Source organism: Longimonas sp., from assembly GCF_040409695.1.
Lineage (GTDB): Bacteria > Bacteroidota > Rhodothermia > Rhodothermales > Salinibacteraceae > Longimonas.
This window is the reverse complement of the sequence record NZ_JARWGJ010000200.1, coordinates 47,174-62,650: the sequence shown is the minus strand read 5'-3', so window position 1 is coordinate 62,650 and position 15,477 is coordinate 47,174. Positions and strand designations below refer to the sequence as shown.

The following is a 15,477-nucleotide window of genomic DNA, read 5'->3' as shown; positions in this document are numbered from 1 at the left end:
AGCATGCAAGCTTGTGCCTTCCAAGTAGGGTAAACCGCTCTAACTGGCGCATGAGATCGCACCCCAGGAGTACTCGGGCTTCGCCCAGCGCCGCGTCGGTCGCACGCTCCCTCCTCGCGATGACAAGGTGTAAACGTACTTTTGCTGAGCTACTTAGACCGGGTTCCCAGTCAGTCTCTGCCTTCTCAAGTTGAATCGGGCTCTGACTAAACACATGTTTGGTGTGAACCCATGCTCTGCATAAGCCTTTGCCAGCAGTTACCTATCTTACTCCGACCCAGCGCTATATCGCTCGCCACAACGTTGCACCTCCAAGTGTGACAGATCAGACTGGGGATGCCGGCGTTTTTCGAAGCAGGCGAAACATCAGGCGCCTCGTAAGTACTGCGCCTCGTAGCCAGAGAACCCAAGCGACTGTCTTCCGTTTGGGGTTTTCGGTTGTTTACACCACCGAACTGTAACCAACCAATAACGTGCTTTCTCGTCATGTTTCTCACGATTGCGCTCTGCCAGGCGTCTCTTATCTCGTATGCACATTGCCCGACTGTTTCTGTACGCTTTTTTTCTTAGCGGGCTTATGCTCGTTCTGCTCGCGTGCGACGACGACCCTTCTGGGGTCGGAGTTGGAGTTGGTCCCGATCCGCTTGAAGGCGGCGAGCCCATTACCGTTGACCTGCTCCCCAACACTGTAGACACCGAGCGCGCCCCGGCTGTAGCAGGAGGAGTCGGGACGCAAAGCCCACAACGTTTCTTTGCAGGACGCGTAGACGATCCGGTTGCCGGTGTGACACGGGCCGAAGGGTTCTTCAATGTTCGTCAGCCTGCATCTGTGTCGTCTTCATTTGTAGAGGGGCCCGTAGATGGCGCATTCCTCCGGTTCGCACCGGTTTCTGTATACGGCGACACGACCGGCACGCTCAGTTTGACCGTCTACGACATGCCAGCCCCTTGGTCTCCTGACGAGGCACGTACCGACACAACCCTTGCATCAGGCGATGCCGTCACCTCGGTTGACTTCTTGCCCACCGACGAGGAGGTGCTCATCCCACTGCCTGAGTCCTGGATTCAGGAAAATGAAGCTACGCTCCGCGATACCACCGATGGGGGGCAGTCATTTCTTGATACATTTGCGGGCTTCCGTATCGCCCACGAATCGGGGAATGCTGCTGTAGGATTCAACCGCACCGACGCCAATTTAAGCGTCGTAACGGGCAGCGATACCACCGCCCTTGAGGGCCGCGCCAGTCTCACAACCGTGGAACGCGATACCGCCCCGAACCTGCCCGACGACCGGATTCTCGTTCAGAGCGGATTTGGCCAGACCCTGACGTTTGCTTTCGACTTTGAGAATCCACCGTTGGATACGCTCCAGGGCGTCCCAGTTAACCGGGCCGAGTTTGTCTTGCCTGTTGACTCTACGCTCTTCTTCGAGAACACCCCAGAAGGATTCGTACGCCCACAGCCGTCGGACTACGAGCTTTCCGGAATCTCTACAGATGATGCACAAGAGGTGACGTTAGCCAGTGGTATCTCCGTTGTCACCGACGCAGTGCGCATCACGGGCGAAAACCCCTTGCAAGTCTTTGAAGACAGTTTTCTGCGCACTCCACCTTTTCAGCGCTTTATCGTAACGCCCCGTGGTGGAACTGACGGAAGTTCTGACGAGCTCTCACTTGGCGTCTCCGTCTTTCACCGGGTGGCCCCTGATGCTGATGAAGATCCTTCTACCAGTCCCCGCGCTACTGTAACCGTAACGCCCTTTTAGTGCTTCTTCGTCGCCCCGACTTAGACAGCACGATTGACCTCCACGCCCCCTTTGTGGGGCCGCTCACCTGCATGGTCTGCACTTGCTTGATTCTCAACTGACTTTCATGACTCACTCTGTTCGAACGCTGTTGATTAGCGCCCTGGTTCTTGTCGCCAGCACCTTGCCGGTGTGGGGCCAGTCTGCCGGCGACGGGTCTATCTACTCTCGATTCGGTATTGGCGAACTTCAGGTCATCTCCTCGTCTCAGGCCGAGGCGATGGGCGGCCATGGCGTAGCGCTGCGCTCCCTCAACTACACAAATTTCAGCAATCCAGCCCTATGGAGCGATCAGGTGCTTACGCGTGCCTCGCTTGGGGCACGATTTCGCACCATTGAGTCCAGCACGGGCACAGAAGATAGCCGCCTTACAGCAGGAACGTTCGACGGCGTCCAATTTAGCTTTCCTCTTGAGCGCCAGAAGATCGGAGTAGCGTTTGGATTCGCTCCTGTATCTCGATCAAACTTCCGCGTGATACAGTCCGGCACGTCAGCGACAAGCCCCTTTCCCGATGAGTCTCTCGACTATGAAGTAGAGTTTCTTGGACGCGGTGGCCTTCACACCATCACGGGCGGAATGGGCTACCGCATCAACAGTGCCATTAGCGTAGGCGCAAGCCTCGACTATCTGTTTGGCACCATTGAAAGCCGGCGCCGCACCTCGTTTGAGCGTACCGATTTCAGAGATGCTGTCGTCACGGACGGAATCCGTCTTTCAGCACTTACAGCCACGCTCGGTACCCACCTCACGCTAAACAACGTCCTCAACGACGACGACAACCTCATGGTGGGGGCTGCCTTTACGCTCCCCACCGAACTGTCGGGCACACGTACGCGCACTACAGGAGAGAGCCTTGACCAAGATACGCTAAGCACAGCTTCAGGAGGCGCCTTGGATATGCCCTGGACCGCTAAAGTCGGCGTTGCCTATGCGCCGAGTGCTGCTCTTACCGTTACGACAGAGGGCGTGTATGCTCCCTGGGGCAATGCCTCAAGCAGCCTTACGGCAACTGCGGGCATGCCATTCGGTTTTCCGGAGGGTGGAACAGAGACACTTAACGACCGCTGGCGGGTCTCCTCGGGTGTGGAGTGGCGCCCGGCCGGCGACGATGCCTTCCGTGGATTCCTGGCCCAGACCGCTTACCGCGTTGGGGTGTCTTACGAGCAGCTGTACACGTCGCCCACCACCGAGACGTCCATAAACGCGGTTGAAGCGCGCTTGGGGATTAGCTTGCCTACCGCCATTTCTGGCACGCGGATTGATCTTACAGGAAGTGTAGGACGACAAGGTACAACCGACCAGGGCCTCGTGCGCGACACCTACTACGGCATCACGGCCCGTGTAAGTATCGGCGAACGCTGGTTTCAGCAGCGCAGGCTCAGGTAAACTGCCTGTTCGAGCAGCTGCACGTACTCTACAAGACAATCTTGCGTTGCTGCACGAAGATGCTTTGCCTCTATCGTGCGCTCTCAGTTCGGCCTACCCACATGCACACACAATGTGCATAGTGTTCAACATTCTGTTACGTCCTGTTCACTAATGTATACACTCAAATGCACGCCACGATCAGCCCCAGGCTCTCCACTGCCCTCTTCGCTGTAGCAGTTATGCTTGTAGGAGCGCTGCTCCCTCAGACGCTGTACGCGCAGAGCAATGACGACGAAGGTCCAAGCGATATGGACATTCGCCGGGCGTACAGTCTCTACACCGAGGACTACAACAACGAGGAGTGGGAGAGCGCAGCGCCCAACCTGCGCTGGATCTTGGAGCATGCGCCTACTGCTCCCTTCGACGATGACCGTAACTATCGCCGCGCTGTAGACCTGTACACTGGTCTGGCTGAAAAGGCCGATGACGAATCTGAGCGGGTAGCCTACCTTGACTCGGCAGCCGTAATGCTGTCGGACGCCCCCAATAAGCTCGACGACAAAGGCATCGAGTATAGCATGTACCGGTGGGAGATGAACCGTGGGCGTTTTCTACAGCAATACGGCTCGGAGCTTAACAACTCGTACGAGAACCTGGTTAATGCCCCGACCCACTACGAGCGTGCCTTCGAAATCGACCCGCAGCGTATCCAAACATACTTCATCAATGAAGTCATCGAAGAGTATGTTGAGCGCGGTGATCAGGGAGATGCTATTGCATTCATGGGGCGTGTAGAAGAGCTGCGTGGAGACGACGAGGAGGTGATGACGATCGTGAACCGTGAGCGCGATCGCATCTTCGACCGCAATCCCAATGAGCTGATCAGCTATCTTGAAGGCGTTGTGGAAGATGACCCAGAAAATGTAGAAGTCATCTCGCAGCTGTTCTCGCTATACATTGAGCAAGGCCGTCTGGATGCAGCTAACGAACTGGCTGAAGACCTGATAACCATGGACCCTCCGGCTGAGATCTATGTTGCGATCGCGCAGCTCTATCTCGAGGATGGTGAGCACCAGGAGGCGTTCGATACGTTCGAAACCGCTGTTGAAAAAGGAGCCGAGCTTACTGCTGAGAACTACCACAGCATGGGCCAGGCCCAGGAACGTATGGGGCAGCTTTCTAAAGCCCGAACCTATTTTCGCCGGGCACTGGAGGTTGACGACTCGTTTGCACGGGCGCACGTGTCAATCGGTGATCTCTACGTGCAGGCCGTTTCTGAATGTGCAGGAAGCGAAATGGGCCGTTCCGACCGGGCCGTCTACTGGCTCGCGGTTGATCATTACGAGCGGGCCCAACGTGAGGGCGACCAGAGCGTAGCGAATAACGCCCGCAACAAAGCAAACACATATCGCGAATACTTTCCAAGCACCGAGGATGTGTTCTACCGTGATGACTGGGCACAGGGCGAAAGCACCCGGATCGATTCGGGATGCTACTCCTGGATCAACGAGAGCACAACCGTGCGCACGCGGTAAGCGGTAAGTAGTGCATCCGCGCCGGCAGTGCGGCGTGCTCTGTACACCCTCATATGGCTGTACATACGGCTGTACATACGGCTGTACTATCACAGAAAGGTCAGCGGATCTACCGCTGGCCTTTCTTCTGTTTGTATCTGTTGACCTGACTATTCCCCACGTCTTTCTTCTTATTCGTCTGTTGTTATCCTTTTTTCGTAATCAGGAAACCGCTCGTTCTTGTTATTTGCGGTGCTACTGCCGTTCTTGACTGATGCAGTCTGCTTACAAAGCTATTTTAACCAACCTCTCTACCACTATGGCAACCATTCAGCGCATCATAGCTCGCGAAGTTCTCGACAGCAGGGGCAACCCCACGGTGGAAGTAGATGTGATTACAGACAAAGGGGTGCGCGGGCGAGCCGCTGTTCCAAGTGGAGCCTCAACGGGTGTGCATGAAGCCGTTGAGTTGCGCGATGACGACCCGAATCGGTATGTCGGAAAAGGCGTGCAGCAGGCAGTGGAAAACGTCAATACCGAAATCGCCGCCCAATTAAAGGGGCATCCCGTTGCAGATCAGCACGGCATTGATGCTGTCCTGCTTGATCTGGATGGAACCGATAACAAGTCGAACTTGGGCGCCAACGCGATTCTCGGCGTGTCGCTGGCGGCTGCAAAAGCCGCGGCTCAGACGCACTCGCTGCCGCTGTATCGTTACCTTGGGGGCGCACTGGCTAAACGCATGCCGGTGCCGCTTATGAACATTTTAAATGGCGGGCACCACGCCGACAATACGGTAGATATGCAGGAGTTCATGGTGGCCCCTATCGGAGCCACCAGCTTCGCTGAAGGGCTGCGCATGGGCGTCGAGGTGTTCCATACGCTCAAAAACGTGCTCTCCGAGAACGGCTATAGTACCGCCGTAGGCGATGAAGGCGGCTTCGCTCCTGCCCTTGGATCCAACGAAGAGGCCATCGAGCGCGTCATTGAGGCGATTGAGGCTGCTGGGTATGAAGCTGGCACGGACCTCGCCATCGCCCTCGACCCGGCCGCTGCCGAGATGTACGAAGACGGCCAGTACGTCTTCTGGAAGAGCGACCCCGATAATCCACGCAGTTCTGAGGAAATGGTCGCCTACTGGGCCGACTGGGTCGAGCGCTACCCCATCATCTCAATTGAGGATGCAATGGATGAAGATGACTGGGACGGCTGGAAGCAGCTAACCGATGCAGTCGGCGATCACGTGCAGCTCGTTGGCGACGATCTGTTCGTGACCAATACTACGCGCCTGCAGCGCGGTATTGATGAGGGCTCAGCCAACTCGATCTTGATTAAGCCCAACCAGATCGGCACTCTCACCGAAACGGTAAACGCTATCAGCCTTGCTCACGAGAACGGGTTCACAAGCGTGGTTAGCCACCGCTCAGGGGAGACTGAAGACACAACCATCGCCGATCTGGCTGTAGCACTGGGCACTGGCCAGATCAAGACCGGCTCGGCCAGCCGAAGCGACCGGCTCGCCAAGTATAACCAGCTGCTCCGCATTGAAGAGAGTCTCGGTGCAGCAGCTGAATATCCCGGGAAAGGTGCCTTCACCCGTGCTGCATAGCCGCGCCGGATAGCCGCGCCGCTATGCTATCCCGCTATCTGCCTGCGCACATGTGGCGCTCTGTTCACTGCTTTATCGCTCATGGTCTCTTGCCATGTTGCTTTCCCTACCACGACGCACCATTCTACGCTGGACTGCGGTGCTGATGCTTGCGTTCGGCCTTATATGGGTCTTCTTTTTGGATACGCACAGCATCATGCATCGCGTTGAGCTACACCAGCAGCACCAGGAGGTGCGTGCAGAGAACGAGCGCCTGCGCATCCAGATCGAAAATCTTCGTGAGCAGCTGGAAGACCCGCTCTCTGATGAGACTATCGAGCGCATCGCTCGCGAAGAGTATGGGATGCAGTACCCCGGCGAAACCGTGCATCGAATCGAGTAGCCTCGCCTCCACACCTACACTCCGTCTACATGAGCATACACGCAATCGGCATCGACCTTGGCGGAACCAATATCAAAGCCGGATTGGTTGAAAAGCGCCAGGGCCTTGTTGAACAGCGGTCGCGCCCTACCGAGGCCGAACGCGGCCCCACGCACGTGCTCGACGTCATCGCGGAGCTAACCGCGGGCCTCTCAGACGACCACGACGCTGCGCCTATAGGTATTGGCATCGGCTCTCCCGGCGCCATTAACCTTGATCGCACTACAGTCAGTCATCCCCCCAACCTGCCGGGTTGGAACGTAATTGATGTGCGCAAGGAACTGGCTACTCGAACTGGGCTCTCGCACATTGTTGTGGAAAACGATGCCAACGTGGCCGGGCTTGGCTGTGCCCACTATGGGGCGGGAACTGCCTACGACTCGTTCCTAATGGTTACCCTTGGCACCGGCGTGGGCGGAGCGATCATCCACCAGAACAAGATATTTCGTGGAAGCAGCGGCGGCGCTGGCGAGATCGGCCACATAACCATCGACTACGAAGGCCCCCTGGCAAACTCCGGTGTGGGCGGTGCCCTCGAAGCATACCTCGGACAGCAGTTTCTGTCGCAGCATGCCCGTATGCGACTACGTAACCATCCCGATAGCCTCGTCTATGCCCTCACCGACGGCGACCTGAGCGCGCTGTCGCCTCGCATTTTGCATGAGGCGGCTACACAGGGCGACACCGCCGCGATCGACATCCTCGCTTGGGCCGGACACAAGCTCGGGTGTGGGCTTGGCAGCGCCGTAAACTTGCTTGACATCCGCGTAATCATTGTTGGCGGCGGCGTATCAAAGGCCGGCGATTTTCTGCTGGATCCGGCGCGTAAATCTCTCGCGAAGTACGTCGCGCCCGGACTCCGAGACGGGCTCCGCATTGAGCGGGAACGCCTCGGCAACGAGGTCGGCCTCCTGGGGGCTGCCCGCCTTGCATTCGATGCTTCACCAACGTCGTAATACTCCGCTTCGCATCTCCCAATACGCCTCCTTCCTGTACGCGGACCGAATCCGCTGCTGTACTCGCGCTCTCACGAAAAGCAACCATGACGCACCGGTATCCGCAACAATGGAGTTGGGTAGCTGCGGGACTGCTCTGGGTCTGGATAGGATGCGGAGCGCTGCTTGCAACAACTGCTTTCGCCACAGACGCTACGGATGCTACCAAACAGAACATCTCTCTCGGTACAGCCGGCAGCGCCGCGCCCTCCAACGTGATCGCGGATACGCTGGATGCCGATACGCTGGATGCCGATACGTTAGAGGCGGATACGCTGGATGTGGACACCACGGCCTCCGACCCGTCGCCTGACGCTGACGCGCTGCCTGACACCACGCAGGCCACAGGTGCGGAGCTGCCCGAGGATGCCCTCGCCCCTGCCGGCGAAGCAGCGCCGTCGCAGGAACGACCGGAAGCGCGAGAGGGGGCCCTGGATGCCCCGATCGAGCTGGCGGCCCGCGACTCGCTGATCCTTTCGTTCGACGACCCCGACGGCGACACGGGCACCCTACACGGCGAAGCGTCAGCTACCTACCAAGATAACGTGCTGCAAGCTCAGACCATCCGCTACCTGTTTGCAAGCGATGAGATGCATGCCTCGGGTCCCCCGTCGGATACGGCTCGCACGCCGTTTCCTGTGTTCGACCGGGGCGACGGCGATGAGTTTTCTGGCGAGGAGCTTGCCTTCAACCTCCGCACGCAGCGCGGCCGCGTTACCCAGGCCCGCACTTCTGAGGCCGAGGGGTTTATTGAGGGAGGCGTGATCAAGCGATATGAAGAGGGAACGTCGTTTGTGCAGCGCGGCAGCTACACAACCGACCAGCGCCCCCCTGGCGTCACACCGTCGTACTCGCTCCGCTCCGACCGGATGAAGCTTGTTAACGAACGGTGGGTCTATACCGGACCCATTCAGCTCTATATCTTCAATATCCCAACGCCGCTCTGGCTTCCTTTTGGCATCGTACCTTACACCGAAGGGCGGCGTAGCGGTCCACTTCCGCCTACATATGGGGAAGACCGACGTGGATTCTATCTGCGCGATTTTGGGTGGTATTTCGCCATGAACGAGTTTACCGACATTACGCTGCGTGGAGGCGTATGGTCGGGCGGAAGCTTCGAGATCAGTCCCCGATTCCGCTACAACCGCCGCTATCACTACGACGGCAGCCTGAACCTGAACGTACTGTTTGAACGCATCGGGCAGCCGGAAGACCCCGACTTTCAGAGCTCGGTCGAGGGCACCCTGCGCTGGAACCATAACCAGGATCTCAACCCAACCTCTTCTATTCGAGGGCGCGTTAACCTGGTTACGTCGTCCGACTTTGTCCGCGAGAACACGACTAACTTCAACGACGCCGTTCGGCAAGAAGTGTCATCTAACATCCGCTATCAAAAGCGCTGGCAGGGCAGTGGCCGCCAGATCTCAGTGCAAGCCAGTCAGCGCCAGAACCTCAACTCAGGCGACACGCGCCTTACCCTCCCCGATGTCTCGTTTAACCAGCGAAGCTTTAAACCCTTCGAGCGCGACCGCGTGGGGCGCGACGAAGCCTGGTATGAACGCATCACGACAAGCTACACCGGATCGCTCAGCAATGAGTTTGTCTACCGCCCGACCGAGGAGACCGACATCGAATGGTATGAGGCGTTTGTATCCCCCAGTGCATATCGTGAGGGACACAGCGACCCCGACCGGAGCGATCCGTTTGACATCGAAGCCAGCCACCGCATCCCGGTCAACGCAACGTTTCGGGTCAACCAGTACAACCTGAGCATTAACCCGAACATCAACTACCGGTCAGACTGGGTTTTGCGTACGCAGCGCAAGGAGCTTGTTGTTGATACGCTCGACACCGATGAGACAGCGCCAGGCGTGGGCACCCCGGTAGAGACGCGTGTGGAGCGCAGTACCGAATCCGGGTTTGCGGCACGTCATGATTTTTCGACGGGCGTAAGCATGAGCACCGAGTTCTTTGGGCTCTTCCCTGTACGCGTAGGATCGTTCCGTGGCCTGCGCCACCGTGTACAGCCCTCGGTCTCTTATAGCTACCAGCCAGACTTCAATAACCCGTTCTGGGGACGAACGCGCACCTATATTTCAGACCTTGACGGCACAGAGCAGCGCTATGATATCTTTACGGGGCGTGACGTGCGCGGAAGTACGGAGCAGCAGAACATCAGCTTCAGTGTAAATAATCAGTTTGAGACCAAGCGGGTACGGGTGGATACGACCGGAGCTACCCAGGAGAACACGATTCAGCTACTCCGGCTCAACGCCTCGTCGTCGTACAACCTCGCGGCCGACTCGCTCAACCTGAGCGACTTCCGCTTTACGGCACGCACCCGCATCAATGATTACAACATCAACCTGCGCTCCACCTTCTCCCCCTATCAGTTTGCCGACGTCTCTGACGACCCCGACCGGGAGCAGTTTTCGGTTATCGACCAGTATATGATTTCGAATAGCTTGCTTACGCCGCTGCGCCTCACGCAATTCAACGCGTCGTTCAGTGGGCAGCTTCGGGGCGGTGGCGATCGCCAGCAGGGAAGGAGCCCCCAACAGACAGCAAGCCGTCAGCGGCAGGGTGGGCCGACGCCCGACCAGCGCAGTCCGGTAGACGGCACAACCCCGTCCCGTCCAGATGTGGCGACACCGGGGCGTGTAGACTTTGCGCTGCCCTGGTCGCTGCGCTTTGACTTCACGTACAACATGAACCGTCGCTTCCGCGAAGCCAACCACCGCGCCTCTGTAAACGGTACGTTCGACTTTCGCCTGACGCCCAAGTGGCAGATCAGCGGGCGCAGTGGATTCGACATCGTGGAGACCGAGATTACAACCACGCAGCTCTCGATCTATCGCGACCTGGGCGCCTGGGAAATGTCGTTCTCCTGGGCTCCGTTTGGTAGTCTGCAGTCCTACAGCTTCAGCCTTAACGTAAAAGGCGGGCAGCTGCGCAACCTGCTACAGCTGAACGTACCCCGTAACGAAGCGGGAGGCCGTCTGGGCGGCGCAGCCGGAGGACTGCTTGATGGCGGTGGCGGGCGTGGAGGCGGCGGCCTCTTTTAGATCCTGTATCCCCGGTCTTGTCTCCGGATGTACCTGAGCAAACGCCCAACAAAAAAGCGCCTACCCCTCTGCGAGAGGTAGGCGCGTATCGTTGCAAGCTCTGTAAGCGGCTTGAAAGCCCGTTCGGGGACCCGTTAAGCCACGTTTGCCTCTTTGAGCGCTTGCGTTACTTTGTCGGCCGCCTCTTTCAGCAGCACCGCTGAACGCAGCTCCAGACCGCTTTCATCGAGAAGCGCTTTGCCCTCTTCAGCGTTTGTGCCCTGCAGACGCACGATGAGCGGCACATCCAGGTCGATGTTCTGTGCCGCCTGGATTACGCCCTTCGCGACGCGGTCGCAGCGTACAATCCCGCCGAAGATGTTGACGAGGATGGCTTCCACATTTGGGTCTTTCAGGATGATACGGAAGCCTGCTTCTACTGTCTCGGCATTGGCGGTACCGCCCACGTCGAGGAAGTTAGCAGGCTCGCCCCCGGCCAGTTTGATGATGTCCATCGTTGCCATGGCAAGACCTGCACCGTTCACCATGCACCCTACGTTGCCATCAAGCTTAATGTAGCTGAGCCCGTGCTCGCTGGCTTCGACCTCGGTTGGGTCTTCTTCGTGGATGTCGCGCAGCGCTTCCAGGTCAGGGTGCCGATAGAGCGCATTGTCGTCGAGGTTGATTTTGGCATCAACCGCTGCAATGTCTCCGCTCCCGGTTAGCACAAGCGGGTTAATCTCGGCAATGGTACTATCGGTGGCCTCAAACGCCTCATAGAGCGCCATGATAAAGCGCACTGCCTGCTTGAGCGCGGGGCCTTCAAGCCCAAGCCCAAACGCGAGTCGGCGCGCCTGAAATGGACGCAGCCCGATAACCGGATCAATCCATGCTTTAATGATCTTCTCAGGCGTCTCTTCGGCGACCGTCTCAATCTCGACGCCGCCCTCACTGGACACCATGATGACGTTCTGACTTTTAGCCCGGTCGAGCGTAACGCCAACATAGAACTCTTGCTCAATGTCGACCGCGTCGGCAATCAAGATCTTACGCACTTTCTGGCCGTCGGGGCCTGTCTGGTGCGTAACGAGATTCATGCCCAGGATCGCCTCGGCATGTTCTTCGACCTCATCGAGCGAGCGCGCCAGCTTCACGCCGCCGCCCTTACCACGCCCACCGGCGTGGATCTGGGCCTTGACGACAAACATAGACGCCCCGTCGCTCTGCAGCTGCTTGGCAGCTGCGACTGCATCGTCGACGGTATCCGCCACAATGCCGGTCTGCATCGACACGCCGTGGTCGCTTAAAATTTCTTTCGCTTGGTACTCGTGGACTTTCATGGGAGGTTGCGCGGTTGCGTGAACAGTTGGTCCAGCTCATAAGTAAACAGAATTGCTGCAAAGAAGCGAACGCCACAGCGCAGGTACGTCCAGTTTTCGCAATCTGCTCACGGATACCTGGCTGTAGTGGCCTTACTGATCTTGAATGGGTGCAGACTGTGACTCGGTTCGACTGGCATATCGTAGCGCGCGTGCTGAAGGGATTTGTTCTCTTTGTAGCTGCACTCATTGTCTTCTTTATCGTCTTGCACTGGGTTGAGTACAACGACGATTTTATCGACCGGGGCGCTGATATGCGCGACGTGTTCCTCGTATACTACCCCGCCTATACTCCTGAGATTATACGGCTTACGTCGCCGCTTGCCATCTTCCTGGCTTGCATTTACGTAACCGGCAGGCTCGCCCAAGAGGTACAGCTCGTTGCGCTACAGACGTCAGGGGTTTCACTGTACCGGCTGATGCGCCCCTACGTATTGGTTGGCACCTTCCTTACAATCCTCATGTTTGGGTTTAACGGCTGGGTCGTGCCTCGCGCGAATGAGATCGTGGTGGAGTACGACAATGAGTATCTGCACCCACAGCGCCAAACAATCGAGGTGAGCGAGATCCACCGCCAGAATGACCCGTTGAGCATCGTTTCGGTGGGCTACTACGATGCGAACGAGCAGCGCGGGCATCACGTGTCGTTGCAGCAGTTCAATGAAGAGCAGCAGCTTGTGAAGCGGTTCGATGCCGATCGTATGGAATGGGTCGACTCGCTTGCCGTATGGCGCATGGTCGGCGTGCAGGAACGGGCCTTCTCAGCAGATCGCCCCATGCAGCATACCTATCGTTCACGCATGGACACAACGCTGCAGGTGCTACCCCGCGACCTGGCGCGCACGGCTCGCGATGTGGAGGCCATGACCGTTACCGAGGCGCGCTATTACCTCGAATCGCTTCAGCGATCCGGTGCCGGACAGCTTGGTAGACCGCTGGTAGCCTACTACGACAAGTATGCCTACCCGATGGCCAATCTCATTCTCGTGCTCATCGCGGTGCCCCTGGCTGCCGTTCGGCATCGGGGCGGACAGGCTGTACGGTTTGGGGTTGGGCTGCTGGTAGCGCTGCTCTACCTGGCTGCACAGAAGCTTACAGAGCCGTTCGGGTATGCAGGCACTGTTGAACCCTGGATCACTGCTTGGGTACCGCATCTGCTATTCGCCATTGTAGCTTTGCTGCTCCTGATCCGAGCACGTAAGTAATCTGCAGTAATCTGTCCCCTCATGCGAATAGAGGGCTTCGCATAGACGCAAGCGCCCCGTATCTCCTGTGGATACGGGGCGCTTGCATTTACAAACGATTGTAGACAGCTGAAAAACGGTTACAGGGCGTCGTCTGGAGCAAGAAACGCGTTGTGCCTCTCATGCCTTGCCACGGAACCCACCGAAGTTCATCGGCGGTGCGCCTCCTTCCCCGTCATCTTGATTCGGCTCGGCGATCGCACCGTGTGCCTCCTCATAGCGCTGAATGTTCTCTTTCAGCGCACCCAACAGCCGCTTGGCATGCTGTGGCGTTACAATGATGCGGCTCTTCACGCGCGCCTTCTTAACCCCCGGCACAACCCGAATGAAGTCCAGAATGAACTCCTCAGGAGAGTGCGCGATCATGACAAGGTTGGCATAGGTACCTTCGGCTTCCTCCTTGGTCAGTTCAATGTTCATCTCGGAGTCGCCGTCGGCGTTTGGGTTGAAAGTAGCCATAGTGTCGGAAAGCCTGTATGGAAAAAAGAGTAGTATGCCTTCTGGGGCTTCTTGAACCCTTTCAGGGTTAACCTTGTGGGATCAAGAAGCGCCGTTGCCATTGGCGTGGGCCAGTGCACCGATGAGATCACTTTTCGTGATAACCGAGTAGGCTCCATCAGAAGCATTGGTTTCGACAAGAACCGCTCCGGCCCCGCTCTCCAAATAGCTTGAAAGATGCTCCAGATGCAGCGAGGTGGGCACGACCGGAAGGGGATCGCCCATCACATTTTCTACGGCTTCGTCGCGCGCATCTGGTGAGGCAATCAGTTCATTCAGGATCTGCGTCTCGGTGATGCTTCCCACAACCTCATTTTCCTCGTTGAGTACGGGCATCTGCGAAATCCCTTTCTCTGTCATCCGCTCGATTACGGATCCAAGCGTATCCTCGGGTGAAGCGGCGATGACTGCCTCTGACGCGGGGCGGCGCTTAAGCACATGTTCAACCGTCACGTTGGTACGGTTTTCCATGAAGCCATGGCTTCGCATCCACTCGTCGTTATAGGTCTTAGAGAGATAGCGGAAACCGGAGTCGGGCAGCAGCACCACAACCACGTCGTCCTCGGTGAGCGTAGCTTTGTGGTCGTGTAGCCACTGGAGCGCGCCGGCCATGGCCATGCCACAGGACTGCCCGATGAAGAGCCCTTCTTCTCGGGCCAGGCGCCGGGTCATCTGCATCGTTGTTTTATCGTCAACACGCACGAAGTCATCCACCACATCGAAGTCCATATTCTCGGGAAGGATGTCTTCCCCAACTCCTTCTGTGACATACGGGTAGATCTCGTCGTGGTCAAAAACGCCCTCGTGGAAGTACTTGTAGAAGACTGATCCATATGGGTCTACGCCGACAACCGTAACGTCTTCATTCTGCTCTTTCAGGTAGCGCCCGGTACCCGAGATGGTGCCTCCGGTGCCAGCGCCCGCAATGAAGTGGGTAATCTTCCCTTCTGTCTGCTCCCACAGTTCGGGGCCCGTGGTTTCAATATGAGCCTGTGTGTTTGAGTCGTTGTCGTACTGATTCAGGTAGATCGAATTCGGGATCTCCTCGGCCAGGCGGCGCGCCGTTGAGTAGTAGGAGCGTGGATCGTCGGGCTCCACGTTCGTAGGGCAGACCAGCACCTCAGCGCCAAGCGCCCGAAGCACATCCACCTTTTCCTGGCTCTGCTTGTCGGTGGTTGTGAAAATGCACCGGTACCCTTTCGCAATTGCGGCAATAGCGAGCCCCGCCCCCGTGTTGCCACTGGTGCCTTCAATGATCGTACCTCCGGGTTCGATGAGCCCTTTCTCTTCGGCATCTTCAACCATTGAAATGCCAATGCGATCTTTTACAGAGCCCCCCGGGTTGAAAAACTCAACTTTAGCAAGTACGGTACAGGGCACTTCCTCTGCCAACCGGTTGATGCGCACCAACGGGGTATTGCCAACGGTTCCAAGAACGCTATCGTGCCACATGGTCGTATAGGGGGTCAGTCGGTAAGAATGAAGATAGTCCTGTAAAGTATTGTCCTGTCTTGCGTTTTGCAGTACACATCGCAGTACAGGTTGCGGTACGGACACTGCGCGTCATGCACATTTCTTCGAAGCGCCCGCAGGCCAAAAT

Annotated in this window: 11 protein-coding genes; 8 read left to right on the top strand and 3 right to left on the bottom strand. The window is 57.5% G+C overall.

Going from position 1 to position 15,477, the window contains the following annotated elements; genetic code table 11:
• Positions 1–577: 577 nt before the first annotated feature.
• The 7 genes from PPP56_RS12275 to PPP56_RS12245 all read left to right on the top strand — a co-directional run bounded on the left by PPP56_RS12275 (position 578) and on the right by PPP56_RS12245 (position 10,777).
• Positions 578–1,765, top strand: coding sequence for a hypothetical protein (locus PPP56_RS12275; RefSeq protein WP_353564341.1), 1,188 nt, complete (start codon positions 578–580; stop codon positions 1,763–1,765).
• Between the two features lie 106 nt (positions 1,766–1,871).
• Entirely contained in the window at positions 1,872–3,191 is a 1,320-nt protein-coding gene (locus PPP56_RS12270) for a BamG-related protein (RefSeq protein ID WP_353564340.1), read from the top strand.
• A gap of 167 nt (positions 3,192–3,358) precedes the next feature.
• Positions 3,359–4,708: a tetratricopeptide repeat protein gene (locus PPP56_RS12265; protein ID WP_353564339.1), complete on the top strand. Its 1,350-nt coding sequence runs from the start codon at positions 3,359–3,361 to the stop codon at positions 4,706–4,708.
• A 298-nt stretch (positions 4,709–5,006) separates the two neighbouring features.
• Entirely contained in the window at positions 5,007–6,296 is a 1,290-nt protein-coding gene (eno, locus tag PPP56_RS12260; RefSeq protein WP_353564338.1) for a phosphopyruvate hydratase, read from the top strand.
• Between the two features lie 94 nt (positions 6,297–6,390).
• Complete coding sequence (locus PPP56_RS12255; protein WP_353564337.1) at positions 6,391–6,678, top strand: FtsB family cell division protein; 288 nt, start codon at positions 6,391–6,393, stop codon at positions 6,676–6,678.
• 29 nt (positions 6,679–6,707) lie between these two features.
• Positions 6,708–7,673 (top strand): ROK family protein, encoded by a 966-nt coding sequence (locus PPP56_RS12250; protein ID WP_353564336.1) that lies wholly within the window; start codon positions 6,708–6,710, stop codon positions 7,671–7,673.
• An 86-nt stretch (positions 7,674–7,759) separates the two neighbouring features.
• Positions 7,760–10,777 carry a putative LPS assembly protein LptD gene (locus PPP56_RS12245; RefSeq protein WP_353564335.1) on the top strand — a complete coding sequence of 1,006 codons (3,018 nt, stop codon included), beginning with the start codon at positions 7,760–7,762 and terminating at the stop codon, positions 10,775–10,777.
• 134 nt (positions 10,778–10,911) lie between these two features.
• Here PPP56_RS12245 and sucC read toward each other — a convergent pair whose 3' ends face one another.
• On the bottom strand, positions 10,912–12,096 hold the full coding sequence (gene sucC / locus PPP56_RS12240) for an ADP-forming succinate--CoA ligase subunit beta (RefSeq protein ID WP_353564334.1): 1,185 nt from the start codon (positions 12,094–12,096) through the stop codon (positions 10,912–10,914).
• A gap of 149 nt (positions 12,097–12,245) precedes the next feature.
• Here sucC and PPP56_RS12235 point away from each other — a divergent pair, with 149 nt between their 5' ends.
• Entirely contained in the window at positions 12,246–13,340 is a 1,095-nt protein-coding gene (locus PPP56_RS12235; protein ID WP_353564333.1) for an LptF/LptG family permease, read from the top strand.
• A gap of 159 nt (positions 13,341–13,499) precedes the next feature.
• Here the strand turns inward: PPP56_RS12235 and PPP56_RS12230 are convergent, their stop codons facing one another.
• Both PPP56_RS12230 and PPP56_RS12225 read right to left on the bottom strand, forming a co-directional pair.
• Complete coding sequence (locus PPP56_RS12230) at positions 13,500–13,838, bottom strand: DUF3467 domain-containing protein (RefSeq protein ID WP_353564332.1); 339 nt, start codon at positions 13,836–13,838, stop codon at positions 13,500–13,502.
• Positions 13,839–13,919: 81 nt separating this feature from the next.
• On the bottom strand, positions 13,920–15,329 hold the full coding sequence (locus PPP56_RS12225; RefSeq protein WP_353564331.1) for a cystathionine beta-synthase: 1,410 nt from the start codon (positions 15,327–15,329) through the stop codon (positions 13,920–13,922).
• Positions 15,330–15,477: the final 148 nt, after the last annotated feature.